Origin of the sequence: Bacillus sp. LK2 (assembly GCF_001043575.1) — a bacterium.
Taxonomy (GTDB): domain Bacteria; phylum Bacillota; class Bacilli; order Bacillales; family Bacillaceae_G; genus Bacillus_A; species Bacillus_A paramycoides.
In genome coordinates this window covers 58,303-80,231 of record NZ_LDUK01000006.1, presented here as the reverse complement: position 1 = coordinate 80,231, position 21,929 = coordinate 58,303, and the positions used below count along the sequence as shown (strand labels likewise).

Sequence of the window (21,929 nt, the reverse complement as noted above, 5' to 3'; positions counted from 1 at the left end):
TGATAAGGAAGCTGACATATGTTAGCTTTCTTACTTTATGTACAGAGGAAAGGGATGAAACCATTAGGTTTCATCCCTTTCCTTTTTTTATGCAAATTTGGAGGAATGATGATGAATGAGTATAGAAAAATTGTGTTGCCACTGTTGCAAGAAAAGCTGTTGCTAATTACTGCGATATGTAGTGGGATGATAGCTGCTATTTTAAATTTATCTAGACCTCTTTTAATGGGGTTAATTGTAGATAACCTTATTCAGCGAGAGTTAGAATGGGCGTATATGTACATTGCATTATTTGCAGGTAGTTGGTTTTTGATGTGGACGAATACACTTTTGTTTGGTTATATAAGTACAAAAGCGAGTCAACGTATATTACGAGAGAAGCGTATAGATTTATTACGTCACTTTTTGTCATTACCATTTGAAGAAAGTGAGAAGGTAAAACAAGGAGAATTAGAAACATTAGTCATTTCTGATATTCCGAGTTGGGTAAGGTTATATGGATCTATATTAATTGAATACATTCATGCAATCGCGCAATTTATAGGGGCATTAATAGCGCTTCAGCATATCGATATACAGTTTATATGGTGGGTTACTCCGTTTTTATTTTTAAGTACGATTGTTCCGATAGTTACGACGAAAAAGGTGAGAAATGTAGCGAGTATTGCTCAAAAAAATCATTCAAGTGTTGTAGAGATGATGTCACAGTTTGTAAGGGGTATACAAGATTTGCGTAGTTTACAAAAAGAGAGCTGGGCAATTGGTTTATTTAAAGGAGTGACAACAAAGTCTTATAAAACGGAAGTAAAAAAGACTATGATACAACATTGTATTGGGATAGTAGGAACGGTAATAGAAACAGGAGCATATATAGTTGTTCTTATTATAGGAGCACAAAAAATAATGAAAGGGGATATGGAAGTTGGATCACTCGTTGCGATATTAGCTACAATTGAGACGTTATTTTTCCCTGTTCGTTATGCGAGTGATTTATTAATGATGACACAAGTTGCTGTTGCATCGGCAAATCGAGTTTTTTGCTTTTTAGATATACGAGCTGAAGATAGAAATGTAGAAAGAGCGATGGGAATGAAGTTGAAAAATGTTTCATTTCAAGAGAACGGTGAGGAGAAGTATAGAATTAAAAATATTGATTTGCAAATTTCTCCTGGTGAACTTGTTATCATTGTGGGAGAAAGTGGTGCTGGAAAAACAACTTTATTAAAGTTATTAACAGGATTATATAAGCCTTCAAGTGGTACGGTTGCTTATTACGGTAAGAAAGCTCGTATGACTACTGTATGGCAGGAACCACGTTTTTTTCGGGCGACAGTAAAAGAGAATATACATTTTCAAGAAGATATTATAGAAAAACAGTTTAAAAAAAGTATCGAGCTTGTAAATATGAAGACAATCTTAAAAAACTTATCAGATGGAATCCATACTGTACTGCACAAAAGTGGAGAAGAGTTTTCGGGAGGAGAAAGAAAGCGTCTTGCGTTACTGCGAGCGATTGTAACAGAGCCGAATATTGTTATTTTAGATGAACCGACTGCTGGATTGGATCCAGGTAATCAACAAGCTGTTTGGAATATGATTGAAGGGTTGGGAGAAAACGTAACGAAAATTGTGACGACACATGATGTAGAAAGGGCGATGATAGCTGATCGGGTTATTGTAATGAAGAATGGAGTTATTGTGGAATGTGGGAATCCTAGAGGATTATTAAATTGCAACTCATTGTTCAAAGAGATGCAAACAAAAAGATAAGAGCTGCGTAGCGCTCTTATCTTTATTCAGTCTTATTAAGTTGATACGTATAAGACTCAGGATCGCTAGTACTAAATTCTTTGACTAAAGTAAGTTGATTTGTATCTGGGTTATATTTGAAAATTTTGATCGTATGTTCGCTACTTAGTGATGGATTATATTCTTGAATAGCAAATGTATTTTCAGCAATCTGTGTCATATTACTGGTGGAAGCACTTTCTATGGAATCATGATTTGTAGAAATTTCAACGACTCTTCCACCGTTGAAAAATAAAAGAACGATTACTAAAATAACTAAACATATTCGTATATAGCGAAGTTCTTTACTAATAGGGTGTTCTCCAAAAAAAAATCATCCTTTCTGCAACTATTGTGTAGTAGTGGTGATAGTCATTGTGAAGAAACTAAGAATACCGAGGCCTGCTAAAAGGATAAATGAGATTAAAGCGATATAGAGACAAATACGTCCAACTTTCTTTTTTTCAGGATCTTTACTGAAGAGCGAGATAATCCAAGTGATAATTCCGATTGGGGAAAATATAAAACTAAGAATATATAATAGTATTTTTTCGAATAAATTCATAAAAATACCTCCCTTTTTGAAAGTTCTATATGTGCAGTTTTCTTCGTATTAGCGCTGCCGTTATATAGGAAAGTACAGAATAAACAGCACCATAAACAATCCAAGCATCTAAGTTTTGTAAAGCTAGGTATATATCAAATCCAGAGACGATAATAAAAAATATAAGTGGAACAGTAAAAGAAATAATAATAGCAGCCCATTTGAATTTGTATAGTAAGCAACTAAAAAAAATACATAGTAAGGGTAAAGTGAAGAAAACAAAAGTAAATGGGTTGATAAGTAGTTGTAAAATACATATCACCTCACAGGTTTTGTATGTATTTCTAATTATATGATAAAAAGGAAAATATTCCATATTGTCTATAAATATTCTAACTATTTCGAATGTGAATATTTCCAAGCTTGTCCGTATAAGCTAAAATAAGGTATATAGTATTTAGGTAATTATGTTACAAGAAGATAAACACGTAAGGGTGATATAATATGTGGCGGAAACTTACCATTATTGTAGTGTTACTTTGTTTAGCGGGATATGCAGCGTATGAACAGTTTGGTAAAAAGGATCAGGCAGTACAAGGGAAGCAAGAAAAAAGTGAAGCTGCTATGAAAGAGATTATCGCAAGGAACGGTATTGAAATTGGAAAGAGCGCACCAGATTTTGAATTAACAAAGATAGATGGAACGAATATAAAATTATCTGATTTAAAAGGGAAGAAAGTTATTTTAAACTTTTGGGCAACGTGGTGTGGGCCATGTCAGCAAGAAATGCCTGATATGGAGGCCTTTTATAAAGAGCATAAAGAAAACGTAGAAATTTTAGCTATAAATTATACTCCTTCAGAAAAAGGTGGGGGAGAAGAGAAGGTAAGAAATTTTGCTAAGGAAAAAGGAATTACTTTTCCTATTTTATTGGACAAGAACATTGATGTGACGACAGCGTATAAAGTAATTACAATCCCAACGTCTTATTTTATAGATACAAAAGGTGTCATCCAAGATAAGTTTATCGGACCGATGACACAAAAAGAGATGGAAAAACGGATTGCGAAATTGAAATAATAAGTAAAAAGGCAGAGATGGATATTGGCCATTTCTGCCTTTTCTTTTTCATGGAGTGATGACTTCGTGATATGATAAAAGAAAGATAACCGTTAATAACAGATGAGGGAGTGTATGGATTGGGGAATGTATCCTTACCATTAGATTATGTTGTAATTGATTTTGAAACGACAGGGTTTAATCCCTATAATGATAAAATTATCCAAGTAGCAGCTGTGAAGTACCGTAATCATGAACTGATTGATCAATTTGTATCGTATGTGAATCCAGAGCGTCCAATTCCAAGCCGAATTACGAGCTTAACAGGTATTACAAATTATCGTGTTTCAGACGCACCAACAATTGAAGAAGTATTACCTTTATTTTTAGCATTTCTAGATACAAATATTATTGTGGCACATAATGCTTCTTTTGATATGCGTTTTTTAAAGAGTAATGTAAATATGATGGGACTACCTGAGCCTAAAAATAACGTTATTGATACTGTCTTTTTAGCGAAAAAATATATGAAGCATGCGCCTAATCATAAACTGGAAACGTTAAAACGAATGCTTGGAATTCGCTTAAGTTCTCATAATGCATTTGACGATTGTATTACATGTGCAGCTGTTTATCAAAGATGTGCATCAGTTGAAGAAGAAGGAAAGAGAAAAGCAAAGAAAGAAGTACTGGATGACACAGCGGTATTTGAAGCGGTAAAAGAAATACTTGTGCGAAATAAACGTGATATTGAATGGATTCGTTGTATGAATGTCGGGAGTTATTTAGATATAAAGGCTTTTTATCCAATTATAAGGTTAAAGGTAAAAGGGCGAAAGAAATATGTGTTAACAGAAAAAATGGAAGACGATGTAAGAGAAATTTGTACGAGCTTAACATGTGAGGCAGCATTGAAAAGTGAGATTGGCAACACGAGAATTATGATTGACAGTGTAGAGGACATTTTGAAGTTAGAGAGCTACATTGTAGAAGAATACGATTCGGTATTACGAGCGCTGGATGAATATAGAGCAAATAAAGTAAATGCAGATGAAGAAATTAAAAAGTATTTAAATATGATGGTGTAAAAAATCCCATGCGTAAAATATGCGCATGGGATTTTTTATCAAAACATAAAATTTTCTTACAAATCTGATTAAAGAGTTTTTCATTTGCTCATACTATGTAGTAAGAAAGCGAAGGAGAAAGGGTGAGCAACATGAGAAGAAGTCGCCGCAAGTCGTTTGAAGAACTTGTAAATGAAAATAAACAACAATTATTAAGCGATCGTGATGCAATCGATCGAATTGAAGAGCGAATTGAAAAACGTTATGAAATGAAACTTTTTAAGCAGGCTGAATAATTCTTAACACTAGTACGATACTAGTATTAAGGAGGCGATAGTAATGGGTAATCCGAAAAAGAATTCAAAAGACTTTGCACCAAACCAAATTGGAACACAATCGAAAAAAGCTGGTGGAAATAAAGGGAAGCAAATGCAAGACCAAACTGGCAAACAACCGATTGTAGATAACGGTTAAAGAAAAGGAGAATGTTGCATTCTCCTTTTTATGTATAAATTTGAAGGAGTATAGGTAATTTAAGATAGTATATATAATTAGGAGGGAATAACATGCCGAATCCAGACAATCGAAGTGACAACGCTGAAAAATTACAAGAAATGGTACAAAATACGATTGATAATTTTAATGAAGCAAAAGAAACAGCGGAACTTTCTAATGAAAAAGATCGTGCTGCTATTGAAGCGAAAAATCAAAGACGTTTAGAAAGTATTGATTCATTTAAAAGTGAAATAAAAGATGAATCTTAACAGAATATACAAAAAAAGGGGCTGACGGAAGTCAGCCCTTTTTCGTGATTGTAAAGTTTTCAACGAGTAAACGCCAATTTTGTGGGAATGGTAGACCAATTTTCCAATAGCTAATGCCGCCTATACCTTGCTCTTTCATTAAATTAAATTTACTTTGTACGGACCTTGAATCTTCAAACCATACTTCGTGTTGTACGCCGTTTTCGTCAAAGTAATTAAAATGTGGAGCTTGAGCTGTGAAATCATAGCGGATAGGAACATTGTATTTACGAGCTAGTGCAACAGCTGCGACAGAGCTAACTGCTTTTGCGGGTGGATTCCCTTGTTTGAACGGTAGTTTCCAATCGAAACCGTATAAATTTTGCCCCATCATAATTTTTTGTGGAGGCATTTGAGATTTTGCATATTGAAGTACTTCTTTTACAGGACCAATAGGAGAAATTGCCATCGGTGGCCCACCTTGCCAACCCCAGTCGTATGTCATAATAACGACGAAATCAACAATTTGCCCTTGTGCTTTATAATCATGGGCTGCAAAAAATTTTCCTTTTTGAGTGGAGCTTGTTTTTGGTACGAGAGTTGTACTTAATGTGTACCCGTTCGGTAAGCGTGTTTTCACATTTCGTAAAAAACGATTATATGCTTCACGATCTTCGGGCGCCACATTCTCGAAATCAAAATGAATGTCTCGCATGCCATATTTTTCAGCTGTTTGCAAAATGTTTGTAATAAATTTATTTTGGATGGTTGCGTCGCGTAAAAGAACAGATGCCAGATCGGCACTGAAATTTCCATTTTCGATATTTGTAATAACGAGCATAGGGATGGTTTTACCTTGCGTTGCAAGGTTAGCGATTTTAGCTGTTTCGGTTGGTTCTTTTAAAGTACCGTCTCTTTTTGCTTCAAAACTAAAGTAGGCTAAATAGGTTAAAAATGGGTTGATAGCACGTGTAGCACTTACTAAACTTTCTTTTATTGGAATTGTTGAAGGTTGTAAATAAGCGATGGATTCTGCTGCTCTTTTTGTCCCTTTTGGTATATATAATTGTTGTCCGACGTGGAGAATAGATTTTAATGAAAGGTTATTAACTTTAGCTAAACTAGCGAGAGGAACATTATATGTTTGAGAAATTCGATACAGGCTGTCACCAGGCTGTACATAATAATTATTGCCTTTCGTATTAACGATAAGTGCCTGACCAACAACGAGTGTTTCGGATGGATTTAGGCCATTGTCTTTTACAATCTCTTCAGGTGTAGATCCATATTTTGAAGCTAAACTATATACACTATCACCGCTACGAACAGTTACAATTTGAATCATGTGCTTGCCCCTTTCAATAAAAGATTCACTGTTTTTATTTTATTTTTGATTCCGCTGTATTATGATTAAATGTATGCAAGGTAGCAGAAGTGAAAGAAGGCGAATAGAAATGTTTGTAGCAGAACATGAAATTGAAATCCGCTATGCGGAAACAGACCAAATGGGTGTTGTTTACCATTCAAACTATTTAGTGTGGCTGGAACTTGGACGCACGAAACTTATACAAGAATTAGGATTTTCATATGTTGAAATGGAGAGAGATGGAGTTATCTCTCCTGTATTAGACTTGCAAATCTCATACCGTAAAGCGATGCGTTACGGAGAAAAGGCCATTGTGAAAACATGGATCGATACTGTGAGTCCACTTCGTGTTGTATATGGATATGAAATTTATAACGGCGATGGTGAGCTTTGTATTACGGCAAGTACAACGAATATTTGTGCGAAAAAAGAAGGTTTTCGCCCTGTATCATTTAAAAAATTATATCCTGAGTGGTATGCGAAATATGAGGAAATTAAAAAGAAATAAAAAAAGCGTGGCAGTAGCCACGCTTTTTTATTTTTCATAATTAAATTGAGGGAAATCATCACCGTCATTAAGTGTAACTAATAAATTATGTCCATCGAAGAACCACTCATCATCGCCTTCAATAAAGAAATTAATACCTTCTTCTTGAATTTGAACAGCAGGATGTGCAGGGTCATCTTTACGAATTCCTAAAGAAAGTCCTTTTTGCACAGTACTGCAACCACCGTATTGTACGAAAAAGCGTAGTGTTTCACCTGATTGTAAGTTTAATTCGTCTTTATACCATTGTGCTGCTTCTTTTGTTACGGAAAGATTCATGTATAGTTCCTCCAAATTATGTTGCTTTTTCTTAAGTATAAAAAATAACGCAAAAAGACGCTATTAATATGCTTCACGTTTTCTTTTTGCGTTATGTGGGCTACGATCTTATTTTTGCTTTTTTGAAAAGTTTGCTTTTGGTTCAGTTTTATTTATAATTCGTCCGATATTTGCACGGTGTTTATAAATAACCATACCTGCTAATAAACACATCGCAATAATGAAGATTTTATCCCCGCTAACAATGGATGCAATAACAGCAGCAACAGCTGTTACCATAGAAGAAAGTGATACGTATCTTGTTGTAAATAAAAGGCTGAAAAAGATAACAGCTAATATTACAAAAACAACTGGTGAGTAGCATAATAGTACCCCAGCAGAAGTTGCAACTGCTTTCCCCCCGCGGAATTTTGCGAAGATTGGATATACATGTCCAAGAACCGCTGCTAATCCGAACCATAGTGGGTGAATATCTAACCCGAAAATAATCGGTAGACTTGTTGCTAAAGTACCTTTTAAAATGTCAGCAATTGTAACGATAAAACCTGCTTTTTTCCCTAGTGTGCGGAATGTATTTGTTCCGCCTAAATTACCGCTTCCATGCTCACGAATGTCGATTCCATAACCGATTTTTCCAACGACTAGTGCAAATGGAATCGAGCCAAGTAAGTAGGCAACGATAAATAAAAGATATGTAGTAACCATAAGTTCAGTCTCCTTTATTCAAATGTGTTGATAAAGGGTAAAAAGAGTTTTTCCCGTATATTGTACCATACATTTGTAAAGAGCACATTTCTTTTTTGTAAATGAAAAATTCATTATTTCGTGAAAAAAATTTCACAGGAATGTTACATTTCTCACAGAAACAATAAGACTATATGTTGTATGATTTTAATCAAAAGACAACAACATGTTGGTGGAGGGTTATGAATGTTGAAACAAAATGTACGTGGAGAAGAATTAATGAAAGTATTTGAGACAATTATCCACGGTAATGAACAAGATTTAATGCAGGAAAATGCAAATGTAGATGGCCGATCTCCAATGGGCGTAATGGGAACGTTCGCATCTGAGAGTGCGAAATATTATGCAGTAGAAAATTTACTATCAGATCAAGTGAAAAAAGCGATAGATCAAAATATATTATATCCACATGATTTAGATTTTTATGCGACAGGAACGACGACTTGTTCACAAATTCCGTTAGCACAAATGCTTGCTAACGGTTTTCATACTGGACATGGACATATGAGACAACCACAAGATATTAAAAGTGCGTTGGCGCTTTCTTCAATTATTTTTCAGGCGAATCAAAATATGCAACACGGTGGTCAATCGTTTGCACTCTTTGATATTGATTTAGCTCCATATGTAAGAAAAACAGTAGAGAGACATAAAAAACGATTACAGTCATATCCGCTTACGAAAGAACAAATAGAGGAATTTGCATGGAAAGAAACTGAAAATGATACGTATCAGGCGTGCGAAGCTTTCGTTCATAATTCGAATAGTATGCATAGTAGGGGCGGGGGACAAGTACCGTTTATTTCAATTAATTATGGAACAGACACATCGAAAGAGGGAAGACTTTTAATTAAACAACTTTTAAAGGCGACGCAAGCTGGACTTGGAAAAGGGGAAACACCGATTTTCCCTATTCAAATTTTTAAAATGAAAAAAGGTGTGAACTTTGAAGAATGTGATCCGAACTATGATTTATTTGAATTAGCGTTGGAAACGACAGCTGAGCGATTATTCCCTAACTTTTCGTTTTTAGATGCTCCGTTTAATGCTGTGCATTATGATGGCCGACCTGAAAGTGAAGTATGTTATATGGGATGTCGTACTCGTGTTATGTCTAATATCCATGGGGAAGAAACAGCAATCGGAAGAGGTAATTTATCGTTTACTTCAATTAATTTAGTGAAATTAGCGCTAATCAGCGGTTCAAAAGAAGCGTTTTTTGAAGCGCTAAGTTATTACTTAGATTTAGGGATTAAGCAATTATTAGAGAGATTCGCTTATCAATGTACAAAGAGAGCAAGAGATTTTCAGTTCTTATATTCACAAGGTGTATGGCGTGGTGGAGAAACGTTACGCCCTGAAGATGCTGTGGCACCGATTTTAAAACAAGGGACGTTAAGTGTTGGTTTTATCGGTCTTGCGGAATGCTTAGTAGCTTTAACTGGGAAGCACCATGGAGAAGATGAAGAATCGTGGAAGATTGGATATGAAATCATTTCCTTTATGAGGGAGAGAATGGATAAGGCGACAGAAGAACATCAACTCAATTTCTCTGTAATTGCAACGCCAGCAGAAGGGCTATCAGGAAAGTTTGTGAAAAAAGATAGAGAAGAATTTGGTGTAATTAGTGGTGTGACAAATCATAATTATTATACAAACTCATTCCACGTGCCGGTTTATTATGATATTCAAGCGATAAATAAAATTCGATTAGAAGGACCGTTTCATGCTTTATGTAATGGTGGACATATTACGTATATTGAACTAGATGGTGCAGCTGTGCATAATCAAAAGGCGTTAAAACAAATTGTACAAGCGATGGCAGAGTATGGAGTAGGGTACGGTTCAATTAACCACCCTGTTGATCGTTGTAAGTGCTGTAGTTATCATGGCATTATCGGGAATGAATGTCCGAGCTGTGGAAATGAAGATGAGAATGAAATAGAAAGAATTCGCCGTATAACAGGATATCTTGTAGGAGATATGTCGAAGTGGAATAGTGCGAAACGTAGTGAAGAGATGGATCGGGTGAAGCATAAATGAAAGTTATGAATATCATTCATGATAGTGTAGTAGATGGAGAAGGATTGCGGACAGTCGTGTTTTTTGCGGGCTGTCCGCATCGTTGTATCGGTTGTCATAATCCGAAATCTTGGAATGTTTGCAACGGAACTGAAATGACGGTAGAAGAAATTGTGAAAGAGATTGAAAAAAATCCATTAACCGATGTAACATTTTCAGGCGGAGATCCATTTTTTCAAGCTGCTGAAGTGAAAAAAGTAGCAAAAGCAGTGAAAGATTTGAAAAAAAATTTATGGATTTATACAGGTTATACGTTAGAAGAGATACAGAGTGCCCAAAATAATGATATGATAGAGTTGTTACATTATGGGGACGTTCTGGTCGATGGAAGATTTGAACTTAATAAAAAAGATTTAACACTTCCATTTCGCGGAAGCTCCAATCAACGTATTATTCGATTGCAAGAGTAAAAAGGCGGGATAGGTCAGATGAATAAAACAGTATTACTTGTTGAAGATGAAAGAAGATTACGTGAAATTGTTAGTGATTATTTTCGTAATGAGGGCTTTGAAGTAATCGAAGCGGAAGATGGAAAAAAAGCGCTAGAATTATTTGCTGAACATACAATTGATTTAATTATGTTAGATATTATGTTACCAGAAATAGATGGTTGGTCGGTTTGTAGACGAATTAGAAAAGAGTCAGCGGTACCAATTATTATGCTGACTGCACGTTCTGATGAGGATGATACATTACTAGGATTTGAACTAGGTGCAGATGAGTATGTAACAAAACCTTTTAGCCCGAAGGTGTTAGTAGCTCGCGCAAAGACGTTATTGAAACGTGCAGATGGAGCGGTAGGAGTAGCTGAGGAAAATGCTATGTCTTTTGCTGGAATAGAAGTGAATCGATTGTCTAGAACAGTTTTAGTAGATGGAGAAGAAATTATATTGACACATAAGGAGTTTGAACTTCTCGTTTATTTAATGGAGAACAAGGGAATTGTGTTGTCACGCCAACATTTATTAGATCAGTTATGGGGATATGACTATTACGGTGATGATCGAACGGTTGATACACATATTAAAAAACTGCGAAATAAGCTAGGAGATAAAGCGAAGCATATCGGTACTGTCATTCGAGTCGGTTACAAATTTGAAGAATAATCTTTAAGTTACTATGAACTTTAGCTTGGGAATATAGCAAATTTACACTCTCCTTTGTAGGTGGAATGTACAAAAAATACTTTTCTTGTCTACAATGGTAGATAGGAGTATTTTTTTAATTGGATTTCACGATGAGTTCACAAGAAGGACACAAAATGTGACTATACTGAAAGTACGAATTCACCAGAGAGGGGAAAAAAACATGGGATATTACGACGGACCGAATTTAAATGAAGAGCAAAGTGAAATGAGAGAAATGAAAAAATCAGGTAGTAAAAAAGGATATTTTTTCACAGGTTTAGTTGGAGCTGTAGTTGGAGCTGTTTCAATTAGTTTTGCAGCACCGTACATGCCATGGGTGCAAAATAATGGTGCGGCTGTTTCGTCATTTAATTCTAATAAACAAGTAGAAGGAACTGTAGTTCCAGTTGTAAATAAAGCGAAAAATGAAACTGATTTACCAGGTATGATTGAAGGTGCGAAGGATGTTGTCGTAGGAGTAATTAATATGCAGCAAAGCGTCGATCCATTTGCAATGCAACCGACAGGTCAAGAACAAGAACAAGAAGCTGGTTCAGGATCAGGTGTAATATATAAAAAAGCAGGAAATAAAGCATATATCGTAACGAATAACCATGTAGTAGATGGGGCGAATAAGCTTGCTGTTAAACTAAGCGACGGTAAAAAGGTAGATGCAAAATTAGTCGGGAAAGATCCTTGGTTAGATTTAGCTGTTGTAGAGATTGATGGATCTAATGTGAATAAAGTTGCAAGTTTAGGTGATTCAAGTAAAATTCGTGCGGGTGAGAAAGCAATTGCAATCGGTAACCCATTAGGATTTGATGGAAGTGTAACGGAAGGTATCATCAGTAGTAAAGAGCGTGAAATTCCAGTTGATATTGATGGTGATAAACGTCCGGATTGGCAAGCACAAGTTATTCAAACAGATGCAGCGATTAACCCTGGTAATAGTGGTGGTGCGCTATTTAACCAAAACGGTGAGGTAATCGGTATTAACTCAAGTAAAATAGCTCAGCAATCAGTAGAGGGTATTGGTTTTGCAATCCCAATTAACATCGCAAAACCAGTTATTGAATCACTTGAAAAAGATGGAGTGGTGAAACGTCCAGCACTTGGAGTCGGTGTAGTTTCATTAGAAGATGTGCAAGCTTATGCAGTAAATCAATTAAAAGTGCCAAAAGAAGTAACAAATGGAGTTGTATTAGGTAAAATTTATCCAATATCTCCGGCAGAAAAAGCTGGTTTAGAGCAATATGATATTGTAGTAGCATTAGATGATCAAAAAGTAGAAAATTCACTTCAATTCCGTAAATACTTATATGAAAAGAAAAAAGTAGGAGAGAAAGTAGACGTTACATTCTACCGAAATGGTCAAAAAATGACGAAAACAGCTACATTAGCAGATAATACAGCTACTAAGAATCAATAAAAGAAAGTCTCTTTCATGTTGAAAGAGACTTTCTTTATCGGATATACTAAAGGTATAGGAGGGATTAATTATGACAATTGAAAACCCAACTCGTACGGAAATTGGTGAGGTATTGAAAAAAAGCAAAACGATTGCAGTTGTTGGATTATCAGATAAGCCAGAACGTACATCATATATGGTTTCAAAAGCAATGCAAGATGCTGGGTACCGCATTATTCCAGTAAATCCAACAGTAGATGAAGTGCTTGGAGAAAAGGCCGTTTCTTCACTGACTGATATTAAAGAACATGTTGATATCGTAAATGTATTTCGTCGTTCAGAATTTTTAATGGATGTTGCAAAAGAATTTGTAGAGATTGATGCAGATGTTTTTTGGGCACAATTAGGAGTACAAGATGAAGATACATATAAACTTTTACAAGAAAAAGGCTATACTGTAATAATGGATCGTTGTATTAAAGTAGAGCATGCGATGACAAAATAGTATAGATTTTAAAGATAGAAAGATTGATTCAGCCCTATATATATATGAATAGGGCCGATGAACGAGGTGTTCATCATGAGATTTTTTAAAGGCTGTTTTTGGGGATTGTTACTTGTTATCCCATTTTGGATATTGATCATTTGGATCATAATTAAGGTTTGGAATGTGTAATCTTGGAATACATATCCATTTCTCGTTGACAAACGATTATTTTTCTGAAATAGTAGCCTAGAGGAATCCTTGTGAAAAAACAAGGATTTTTCTATTGAAAATGGTATATAAAAGAGATAAGATAACTTGCCAAAACTATAGTCGAGGCGTTATTCTATAATAGAAACATATGTTCTGATTTGATTAGGAAAGGGGCAAGGAGTTTGGCGAAGCATCAGTTCCAATACAATGAAGATGCAATTCAAGTGTTAGAAGGACTTGAAGCCGTTCGAAAACGCCCGGGTATGTATATCGGGAGTACGGATAGCCGTGGATTGCATCATTTAGTATATGAAATAGTAGATAACTCCGTTGACGAAGCGTTAGCGGGATTTGGCGACGAAATTTCTGTCGTAATACATAAAGATAATAGTATTAGTGTTATTGATAAAGGGCGAGGAATGCCTACGGGAATGCATAAACTTGGGAAACCAACACCTGAAGTTATTTTAACTGTACTTCATGCTGGTGGTAAGTTTGGCCAAGGAGGCTATAAAACGAGTGGTGGTTTACACGGTGTTGGGGCATCAGTTGTAAACGCCTTATCAGAATGGTTAGTAGTAACGATTAAGCGTGATGGTAACATTTATGAACAACGCTTTGAAAATGGTGGTATTCCTGCAACGACGTTAGAGAAAATCGGAAAAACGAAAGAATCTGGTACGACAATGCACTTTAAGCCAGATACAACAATTTTCAGCACAACAAATTATAATTATGAAACATTATGTGAAAGATTACGCGAATCTGCATTCTTATTAAAAGGGATGAAGATCTCAATAAAAGATGAACGAAATGATTTAGAAGATGTCTTTCATTATGAAACAGGAATTGAAGCTTTCGTTTCATACTTAAACGAAGAAAAAGATTCAATTCATCCGGTTGTATATTTTACTGGTGAACAAAATGGAATTGAGGCAGAGCTAGCATTTCAATTTAACGATGGCTATTCAGAAAACATTCTTTCGTTTGTAAATAACGTACGTACAAAAGACGGTGGAACACACGAAGCTGGATTTAAAACAGCGATGACACGTGTGTTTAATGAGTATGCTCGTAAAGTTTCACTATTAAAAGAAAAAGATAAAAACTTAGAAGGTACAGATATTCGTGAAGGTGTAGCGGCTATCGTTTCTGTACGTGTACCAGAAGAAGTACTTCAGTTTGAAGGGCAAACGAAAGGGAAACTGGGTACAAGTGAAGCGCGTTCTTCAATTGATGCCATTGTATCTGAGCATTTAGCTTACTTTTTAGAAGAAAATCCGGATGTAGCTACACTTCTTGTGAGAAAGGCAGTTAAAGCAGCGCAAGCACGTGAGGCTGCTCGTAAAGCGAGAGAAGAAGCACGTACTGGTAAGAAGAAGAAAAAATCAGAAGGTACTTTAAGCGGGAAGTTAACACCTGCACAATCACGTAATCCTCAGAAAAACGAATTGTATTTAGTAGAGGGTGACTCGGCTGGTGGTTCAGCAAAGCAAGGGCGAGATCGCCGTTTCCAAGCGGTGCTACCATTACGTGGTAAAGTAATTAACACGGAAAAAGCAAAGCTCGCTGACATTTTTAAGAATGAAGAGATTAACACAATTATTTATGCAATTGGTGGCGGCGTAGGAAATGAGTTCGCTGTTGAAGATATTAACTACGATAAAGTTGTTATTATGACCGATGCCGATACAGATGGAGCTCATATTCAAGTATTGTTATTAACTTTCTTCTACAGATATATGAAACCACTTATCGAAGCTGGTAAAGTATTTATCGCACTTCCACCTTTATATAAAGTAAGTAAAGGGAAAGGGAAAAGTGAAGTAATTGAATATGCATGGTCTGATGACGAATTAGATGGTGTAACGAAAAAGGTCGGCAAAGGTTATATGTTGCAGCGTTATAAAGGACTTGGTGAAATGAATGCCGATCAGTTATGGGAAACGACAATGAACCCTGAAACGCGTACATTAATCCGAGTGAAAATTGATGATGCAGCAAGAGCGGAGCGCCGTGTGACTACATTGATGGGTGATAAAGTAGAACCGCGTCGTAAATGGATTGAGCGTAATGTACAATTTGGTATGCAAGAAGAAGGAAATATTTTAGAAAACGAAATGATTATGGAGACGGAGGTGGAATAACATGCAGGCAGAGAAGTTTCATGACCTCCCGCTTGAAGACGTGTTAGGTGACCGCTTTGCACGTTATAGTAAATATATAATTCAAGACCGCGCGCTTCCAGATGCGCGTGACGGTTTAAAACCGGTACAAAGACGTATTTTATACTCTATGTATGTAGAAGGAAACGTACATGATAAAGCGTTTCGTAAATCAGCTAAAACAGTTGGTAACGTTATTGGTAATTACCATCCACATGGTGATTCCTCTGTATATGAGGCGATGGTCCGTTTAAGTCAAACTTGGAAAGTACGTAATGTTTTAGTTGAAATGCACGGAAATAACGGTAGTGTTGATGGGGATCCAGCAGCGGCAATGCGTTATACAGAAGCCCGTTTATCACCAATCGCATCAGAGTTATTACGTGATCTCGATAAAGAAACAGTAGAATTTGTGTCAAACTTTGATGATACGAGTGAAGAACCAGTTGTATTACCGGCAATGTTCCCGAACTTATTAGTGAACGGTTCTACAGGGATTTCCGCTGGTTATGCAACAGAAATTCCACCGCATCATCTTGGAGAAGTAATTGATGCTACAATGATGCGTATCGATCAACCGAATAGTTCTGTGGATGACTTGTTAACAGTTATTAAAGGACCAGATTTCCCTACAGGTGGTATTATTCAAGGGATAGATGGCATTAAAAAAGCGTATGAAACAGGGAAAGGCAAAATTATTATTCGCGGAAAAGCAGAAGTTGAAACGATTCGTGGCGGGAAGCAACAAATCGTTATTACAGAAATTCCGTACGAGGTAAATAAAGCGAACCTTGTTAAGAAAATGGATGAATTACGTCTAGATAAAAAGCTAGATGGAATTGCTGAAGTGCGTGATGAGACAGACCGTACAGGTCTTCGCATCGTTGTAGAATTAAAAAAAGAAGCGAATGCTGAAGGTATTTTAAATTATTTATATAAAAATACAGATTTACAAATTCCATACAACTTTAATATGGTAGCGATAAATAATCGTCGTCCAACACTTATGACATTACCTAAGATTTTGGATGCATATATTGGGCATCAGAAAGAAGTTGTTACGAGACGTTCGCAATATGAATTAAGAAAAGCAGAAAGTCGTCAACATATTGTAGAAGGCTTAAAGAAAGCATTATCAATTTTAGATGAAGTGATTGAAACAATCCGTGGGTCTAAAGATAAGCGTAATGCGAAAGATAATTTAAGTGCGAAATTTGGATTTACAGAGGCGCAGTCAGAAGCAATTGTTTCACTGCAACTATATCGTTTAACGAATACAGATATTACAGCGTTAGAGCAAGAAGCAGCTGAACTTAATAAGAAAATTATAGAGTTACAGTCAATTTTACAAAGTGAAAAAAGACTTCTTCAAGTCATTAAAACAGATTTGAAGAGAGTAAAGAAAACATATAGTGATGATCGCCGTGCGATAATTGAAGAGGAAATTGAAGAAATTAAAATCGATGTGGAAGTTATGATTCCGCAAGAAGATGTCATCGTTACTGTAACGAAAGAAGGATATGTGAAACGAACAGGTTGGCGTTCGCATAATGCATCGAACGGGAAAGACTTCGGTATGAAAGAGGGTGACATCTTACTTGAGCGTTTCGATACAAACACGACAGAAACCATTCTTTTATTTACGAACAAAGGAAATTATATTTATCTTCCTGTATATGAAATGCCGGAAATTCGTTGGAAAGATTTAGGTCAACACGTTGCGAATCTTGTATCACTCGAGCGGGATGAAATGATTATCTGGGCGACAGTCGTACCGAACTTTGAGGAAGAAAAACGATTTATCGTATTTGTTACACGAAACGGTATGATTAAGAAAACAGAATTAAATCAATATAAAGTTCAGCGTTATTCACGGGCGTTTGTTGCTGTAAACTTGAAAAAAGATGATGAAGTTGTCGATATATTTGCGACAGATGGGACAAGTGATATTGTTCTTGCAACACATGGTGCATATGCACTTGTATTCAATGAAGAAGAAGTAAGTCCAGTTGGTGTAAGGGCGGCTGGTGTGAAAGCAATTAATTTAAAAGAAGATGACTATGTTGCTTCTGGTAAACCGTTAAATGGTGACAAAGATCAACTTATTCTCATTACGCAGCGAGGTGCTGTGAAACGTATAAAGGCATCAGAAATTGAGAAATCAACGAGGGCGAAGCGAGGCCTTGTTATTTTCAAAGAGTTAAAACGTAATCCGTACCGCATTGTCGGTATTGAAATTGTTCGAGATGATGAATTAGTTTACATGAAGACAGAGAAACACATTGTAGAAGAAATTGATCCGAAGGCGTTTCGAAATAAAGACCGGTATAGTAATGGTAGTTTAGTACTAGATGTTAATGATACTGGTGAAGTAGTGGAAACGTGGACGAAGAAAAGACCGGAATAAAGGAAGAGGATGTCCCAAAAGTTATTTTGGAACATCCTTTTCTTATTAATACGTTACTGTCAGTTTGTGTCGGTAAAACGATATATTTGAAAAAGCGCTCATATACTATTTTATTTTTTGAAAAAGATTAATTTAGGGCTCCTTTTTTCTAAAGCAAATTATTATGTATATGAAAATAATCTTGTTATAATAATGTAATGAAATCGTTCTCATAAATGGAGGGGCAGCATGAAAAAAATTGGTGTAGGGATTGTAGGGTTTGGATTTTCTAGTACAACATTTCACATCCCGTTATTACAAACGATAGAAGCATATGATATTCGTGCTATTTTATCATCAAAAGAAGAAGTAGTGAAACAAGCATTACCAAATACTGAAGTTGTTGGCACAATTGATGAATTAGTAAATCGAGGGGATATTGACCTAGTTGTCATTACTTCGCCGAATACAACTCATTTTCCATATGTAAAAGAAGCAATTTTACACGGTAAGCATGTTGTTGTGGAAAAACCATTCGTTGTTTCAATTGAAGAAGGCGAAGAACTGATTTCATTAGCGAAGCAACATAATGTCGTTTTAAGTGTGTATCACAATCGTCGTTTTGATAATGATTTTTTAACGATAAAGAAATTATTACAAGAAAAAAGATTAGGGAACGTATATGCATATGAAGCGCATTTTGACCGTTTTCGTCCACATGTACGTGATCGCTGGAGAGAAAAGAATTTACCAGGGTCAGGAATTTTATATGACTTAGGTTCACATTTAATGGATCAAGCATTATCTCTATTTGGTAAACCAGATGCAATTAGTGCAGATGTAATAAAACAACGACCAGGTGCGGAAATAGATGATTATTTCCATGTTGTACTTCACTATGGAGTAAAGCGCGTTATTTTACATAGTAGTAGTTACGTAAAACAAGCAGGCCCACATTTTACACTTCATGGAGATAAAGGTTCTATCGTGAAATACGGTATGGATTCGCAGGAAGAACAATTAAAGAATGGTATAAAGCCGGGCGATAGTGGTTACGGAACAGATAAAGAAGCGAACTTTGCTATTTTAGAAACGGAAGAAAAGTTAGAACGTATTCCAACAGAAGTCGGCTGTTATGAAATGTATTATAAAGAGATTGGAAATAGTATATTAAATGGTGCAGAGCCACCAGTAACAGCTGAAGAAGGTTTGGAAGTTATTAAGCTTATTCAATTAGCAATTGAAAGTAGTGAAACTGGCAGAGCAATTTCAGTGAAATAAAAAAAGACACGATTTCGTGTCTTTTTTTATTTTTGGGGAACGGAAAGCCCGTAAAAGAACATTGTGACGATATCTTGTATATGTTTTTCTCGATCTCCTTCAAGAAGCTTTGCTCCGAAGTCATCACCTAACTTAGTAAACATTTGAATGTAAAGTAGCATCATTTCTTTTGAAAGGTGAGGATTAATTTCATTTTTTTGCTTCGCTTTTTCTAGTATTTCTAAAAACCAAGGGAGTATAGTTTCATTTTGATAGCTATAAACAAATTTCCGAAGTTCTTCGTCTCTTTGCATCACTTGTAGTAGCATATCAGGTTGAAATAATCCGCCAGTTTCCATTTTTCTTACGATCATTTTTTGCATCAATTCGTGAAAAGGCAAATTTTCATCAGCAAGCTCTGTATAGTATTGAAACTCACTTTGTATAAATTCTTGAATTAACTCTCTAAATAGGGCATCTTTACTACCGAAATGGTTATAAATTGTCACTTGAGAAACGTTTGCTTCTTTCGCGATATGTTCTATTTTCACTTCATTAAATCCACGTTCAGAAAATAATTCGAAGGCCGCATCTTTAATGGCACGTTTTTTCTTTTCTTTCACTTTTTCAAAGCCATTCAATTTAATCACCTCAATTAAAATATACAAGAAAAGATAATTGAAAACAATATTTTTGAAATATGGACATATAAATATTTCAAAAAGTTGTTGCGAATATGAAGGATGAGGAGTACAATGATTTTGAAATATCATCAATCAAATATTTCAAAAAATGAGGTGGGTTTATGATTTCAGTTCAAAATGTTACAAAACAGTTTTCAAATGGGAAAGGCTTGTTTGATATTACATTTGAAGTGAAAGAAGGGGAAGTATTCGGTTACTTAGGGCCAAATGGAGCTGGAAAATCAACAACTATTCGTAATTTAATGGGGTTTATAAAACCGACAGCTGGTAGAGCAACAATTTTCGGATTAGATTGCTGGGATGAGGCAGCGAAAATTCAAAGAGAAGTTGGTTATTTACCAGGAGAAATTTCTTTTATTGAAGGAATGAATGGACTAGAGTTTTTAAATTTGATGCAAGGTATGCGCGGGTTAAAGGAAACGAAGAGACGCGATGAATTAATAGAACGTCTGCAATTTGATGTGAAAACACCGATCCGAAAAATGTCTAAAGGAATGAAACAAAAAGTAGGAATAGTTGCTGCATTTATGCATGATCCAGAAGTATTAATTTTAGATGAACCAACATCAGGGCTCGATCCACTTATGCAGCAAATATTCATAGATTTAATATTAGAAGAAAAACAAAGAGGGAAAACGATTCTTATGTCGTCGCATATTTTCACTGAAATTGAACGTACATGTGACCGAGTAGCTATTATTAAAGATGGACGTCTCGTAACGGTTGAAGATATTCACGATTTACAAGGAATGCGAAGACAAGTAATAGATGTAACAGTATCATCTCAAGATGAAGTACAGTCACTTACACAATCAAATTTACAATTCGAGGCTGTGAAAGGGAAAACAGCATCAATTATTGTGCAAGGAAACTATCAAACTGTTTTACAAATACTATCAAACTATAATGTAACGGCACTTCAAACGAGAGCGACGGATTTAGAACATTTATTTATGCATTATTACGATCAGAAAGAAGGGGTAAAGCATGAATAAACAACTATTCTTAGCTAGTTTGAAAGAAACGCAAAAAAGTATATGGAGTTATGCTACTGGTGCAGCTCTTTATTTATGGTTATTAATTTGGATATTTCCATCGATGGTTTCAGCGAAAGGCTTAAATGAATTAATAAGTGCTATGCCTGATAGTGTAAAAAAAATCGTTGGTATGGAAAGCCCAATTCAAAATGTAATGGATTTTTTAGCTGGTGAGTACTATAGCCTATTGTTTATTATCATTTTAACAATTTTTTGCGTCACGGTTGCAACACATTTAATTGCTCGGCATGTAGATAAAGGAGCGATGGCATACTTGCTAGCAACACCTGTATCTAGGGTGAAAATTGCAATTACACAAGCTACGGTTCTCATATTGGGGCTACTAATTATTGTATTTGTTACTTACGTAGCGGGTATATTAGGTGCAGAATGGTTTTTAAAAGATAATAACTTAAATAAAGAGTTATTTTTAAAAATAAATATAGTCGGAGGGCTTGTGTTTTTAGTAGTTAGCGCCTATTCATTTTTATTTTCTTGTATATGTAATGATGAAAGAAAAGCACTTAGCTACTCAGCAAGTTTAACAATCTTATTTTTCATGTTAGATATGGTAGGGAAATTAAGTGATAAGTTAGAATGGATGAGAAATATATCATTATTTACGTTGTTTCGCCCGAAAGAAATTGCTGAAGGAACATATAATATATGGCCAGTAAGCATAGGTTTAACTGCCGGAGCGCTTTGTCTCTTTATAATAGCAATTGTAGTGTTTAGGAAGAGGGATTTACCTTTGTAGATTAGAAAGTCCACTGTGAAAGTGGGCTTTTTTGTTTGTAAATTCAAAGGGATATTTTTTAGAGTAATATCTAAGTAGATAGTCAAAATTGAATGCTTGCCTTTATTCTTGTGAAAATATTCGAAAAAGTGAACCTTTTTATAGGCTACTCCGTCTAATAAGTGTAAAG

The 21,929-nt window shown here is 35.5% G+C and carries 23 protein-coding genes; 17 read left to right on the top strand and 6 right to left on the bottom strand.

The window, feature by feature from the left end:
• Positions 1–54 precede the first annotated feature (54 nt).
• Complete coding sequence (locus tag VK90_RS06490; protein ID WP_048371635.1) at positions 55–1,770, top strand: ABC transporter ATP-binding protein; 1,716 nt, start codon at positions 55–57, stop codon at positions 1,768–1,770.
• Between the two features lie 22 nt (positions 1,771–1,792).
• On the opposite strand, the gene VK90_RS28145 is transcribed toward VK90_RS06490, so the two are convergent.
• Positions 1,793–2,101, bottom strand: coding sequence for a YmzC family protein (locus VK90_RS28145; protein WP_082147819.1), 309 nt, complete (start codon positions 2,099–2,101; stop codon positions 1,793–1,795).
• Positions 2,102–2,137: 36 nt separating this feature from the next.
• On the bottom strand, positions 2,138–2,353 hold the full coding sequence (locus tag VK90_RS06485; protein WP_025148074.1) for a hypothetical protein: 216 nt from the start codon (positions 2,351–2,353) through the stop codon (positions 2,138–2,140).
• Between the two features lie 483 nt (positions 2,354–2,836).
• Between VK90_RS06485 and VK90_RS06480 the strand changes: the two genes are divergently transcribed.
• The 5 genes from VK90_RS06480 (at position 2,837) to tlp (ending at position 5,222) form a co-directional block, all read left to right on the top strand.
• Positions 2,837–3,412 carry a TlpA family protein disulfide reductase gene (locus tag VK90_RS06480; RefSeq protein WP_048371387.1) on the top strand — a complete coding sequence of 192 codons (576 nt, stop codon included), beginning with the start codon at positions 2,837–2,839 and terminating at the stop codon, positions 3,410–3,412.
• Positions 3,413–3,531: 119 nt separating this feature from the next.
• Positions 3,532–4,479, top strand: coding sequence for a 3'-5' exonuclease (locus tag VK90_RS06475; protein ID WP_048371385.1), 948 nt, complete (start codon positions 3,532–3,534; stop codon positions 4,477–4,479).
• Positions 4,480–4,610: 131 nt separating this feature from the next.
• Positions 4,611–4,754, top strand: a complete 144-nt coding sequence (locus tag VK90_RS27550; RefSeq protein ID WP_001254699.1) for an FbpB family small basic protein — start codon at positions 4,611–4,613, stop codon at positions 4,752–4,754.
• 43 nt (positions 4,755–4,797) lie between these two features.
• Positions 4,798–4,932, top strand: a complete 135-nt coding sequence (gene sspN, locus VK90_RS06470; protein WP_000527988.1) for an acid-soluble spore protein SspN — start codon at positions 4,798–4,800, stop codon at positions 4,930–4,932.
• A 92-nt stretch (positions 4,933–5,024) separates the two neighbouring features.
• Positions 5,025–5,222 (top strand): small acid-soluble spore protein Tlp, encoded by a 198-nt coding sequence (gene tlp, locus VK90_RS06465; RefSeq protein WP_025148077.1) that lies wholly within the window; start codon positions 5,025–5,027, stop codon positions 5,220–5,222.
• 31 nt (positions 5,223–5,253) lie between these two features.
• Here the strand turns inward: tlp and VK90_RS06460 are convergent, their stop codons facing one another.
• Positions 5,254–6,546, bottom strand: coding sequence for a glycosyl hydrolase family 18 protein (locus VK90_RS06460; protein WP_048371383.1), 1,293 nt, complete (start codon positions 6,544–6,546; stop codon positions 5,254–5,256).
• Between the two features lie 109 nt (positions 6,547–6,655).
• Here VK90_RS06460 and VK90_RS06455 point away from each other — a divergent pair, with 109 nt between their 5' ends.
• On the top strand, positions 6,656–7,075 hold the full coding sequence (locus tag VK90_RS06455) for an acyl-CoA thioesterase (RefSeq protein ID WP_048371381.1): 420 nt from the start codon (positions 6,656–6,658) through the stop codon (positions 7,073–7,075).
• Between the two features lie 27 nt (positions 7,076–7,102).
• On the opposite strand, the gene VK90_RS06450 is transcribed toward VK90_RS06455, so the two are convergent.
• Complete coding sequence (locus VK90_RS06450; RefSeq protein WP_025148079.1) at positions 7,103–7,393, bottom strand: HesB/YadR/YfhF family protein; 291 nt, start codon at positions 7,391–7,393, stop codon at positions 7,103–7,105.
• 108 nt (positions 7,394–7,501) lie between these two features.
• Positions 7,502–8,098, bottom strand: a complete 597-nt coding sequence (gene plsY, locus VK90_RS06445) for a glycerol-3-phosphate 1-O-acyltransferase PlsY (protein WP_048371379.1) — start codon at positions 8,096–8,098, stop codon at positions 7,502–7,504.
• 225 nt (positions 8,099–8,323) lie between these two features.
• On the opposite strand from plsY, the gene VK90_RS06440 reads away from it, so the two are divergent.
• The 8 genes from VK90_RS06440 (at position 8,324) to VK90_RS06405 (ending at position 19,283) form a co-directional block, all read left to right on the top strand.
• Complete coding sequence (locus VK90_RS06440) at positions 8,324–10,180, top strand: anaerobic ribonucleoside triphosphate reductase (RefSeq protein WP_048371377.1); 1,857 nt, start codon at positions 8,324–8,326, stop codon at positions 10,178–10,180.
• A complete protein-coding gene (nrdG, locus tag VK90_RS06435) occupies positions 10,177–10,629 on the top strand; it encodes an anaerobic ribonucleoside-triphosphate reductase activating protein (RefSeq protein ID WP_048371375.1) in 453 nt (150 codons plus the stop codon). Before VK90_RS06440 ends, nrdG begins: the two co-directional genes overlap by 4 nt.
• 18 nt (positions 10,630–10,647) lie before the next feature.
• Positions 10,648–11,325, top strand: a complete 678-nt coding sequence (locus tag VK90_RS06430; protein ID WP_048371373.1) for a response regulator transcription factor — start codon at positions 10,648–10,650, stop codon at positions 11,323–11,325.
• 202 nt (positions 11,326–11,527) lie between these two features.
• Positions 11,528–12,775 (top strand): S1C family serine protease, encoded by a 1,248-nt coding sequence (locus VK90_RS06425; protein ID WP_048371372.1) that lies wholly within the window; start codon positions 11,528–11,530, stop codon positions 12,773–12,775.
• Positions 12,776–12,845: 70 nt separating this feature from the next.
• On the top strand, positions 12,846–13,259 hold the full coding sequence (locus VK90_RS06420; protein WP_048371369.1) for a CoA-binding protein: 414 nt from the start codon (positions 12,846–12,848) through the stop codon (positions 13,257–13,259).
• A 374-nt stretch (positions 13,260–13,633) separates the two neighbouring features.
• Complete coding sequence (gene parE, locus VK90_RS06415) at positions 13,634–15,598, top strand: DNA topoisomerase IV subunit B (protein ID WP_048371368.1); 1,965 nt, start codon at positions 13,634–13,636, stop codon at positions 15,596–15,598.
• A gap of 1 nt (position 15,599) precedes the next feature.
• The gene (gene parC / locus VK90_RS06410) at positions 15,600–18,023 is read left to right on the top strand and encodes a DNA topoisomerase IV subunit A (RefSeq protein ID WP_048371366.1); all 2,424 of its coding nucleotides are present in this window, start codon (positions 15,600–15,602) and stop codon (positions 18,021–18,023) included.
• Between the two features lie 228 nt (positions 18,024–18,251).
• Positions 18,252–19,283 (top strand): oxidoreductase, encoded by a 1,032-nt coding sequence (locus VK90_RS06405; protein WP_048371364.1) that lies wholly within the window; start codon positions 18,252–18,254, stop codon positions 19,281–19,283.
• Positions 19,284–19,309: 26 nt separating this feature from the next.
• Here the strand turns inward: VK90_RS06405 and VK90_RS06400 are convergent, their stop codons facing one another.
• Complete coding sequence (locus VK90_RS06400) at positions 19,310–19,912, bottom strand: TetR/AcrR family transcriptional regulator (RefSeq protein ID WP_231595830.1); 603 nt, start codon at positions 19,910–19,912, stop codon at positions 19,310–19,312.
• Between the two features lie 155 nt (positions 19,913–20,067).
• Between VK90_RS06400 and VK90_RS06395 the strand changes: the two genes are divergently transcribed.
• On the top strand, positions 20,068–20,961 hold the full coding sequence (locus VK90_RS06395; protein ID WP_048371361.1) for an ABC transporter ATP-binding protein: 894 nt from the start codon (positions 20,068–20,070) through the stop codon (positions 20,959–20,961).
• Positions 20,954–21,760, top strand: a complete 807-nt coding sequence (locus tag VK90_RS06390) for an ABC transporter permease subunit (protein ID WP_048371359.1) — start codon at positions 20,954–20,956, stop codon at positions 21,758–21,760. The genes VK90_RS06395 and VK90_RS06390 overlap by 8 nt, the downstream gene beginning before the upstream one ends.
• Positions 21,761–21,929 lie beyond the last annotated feature (169 nt).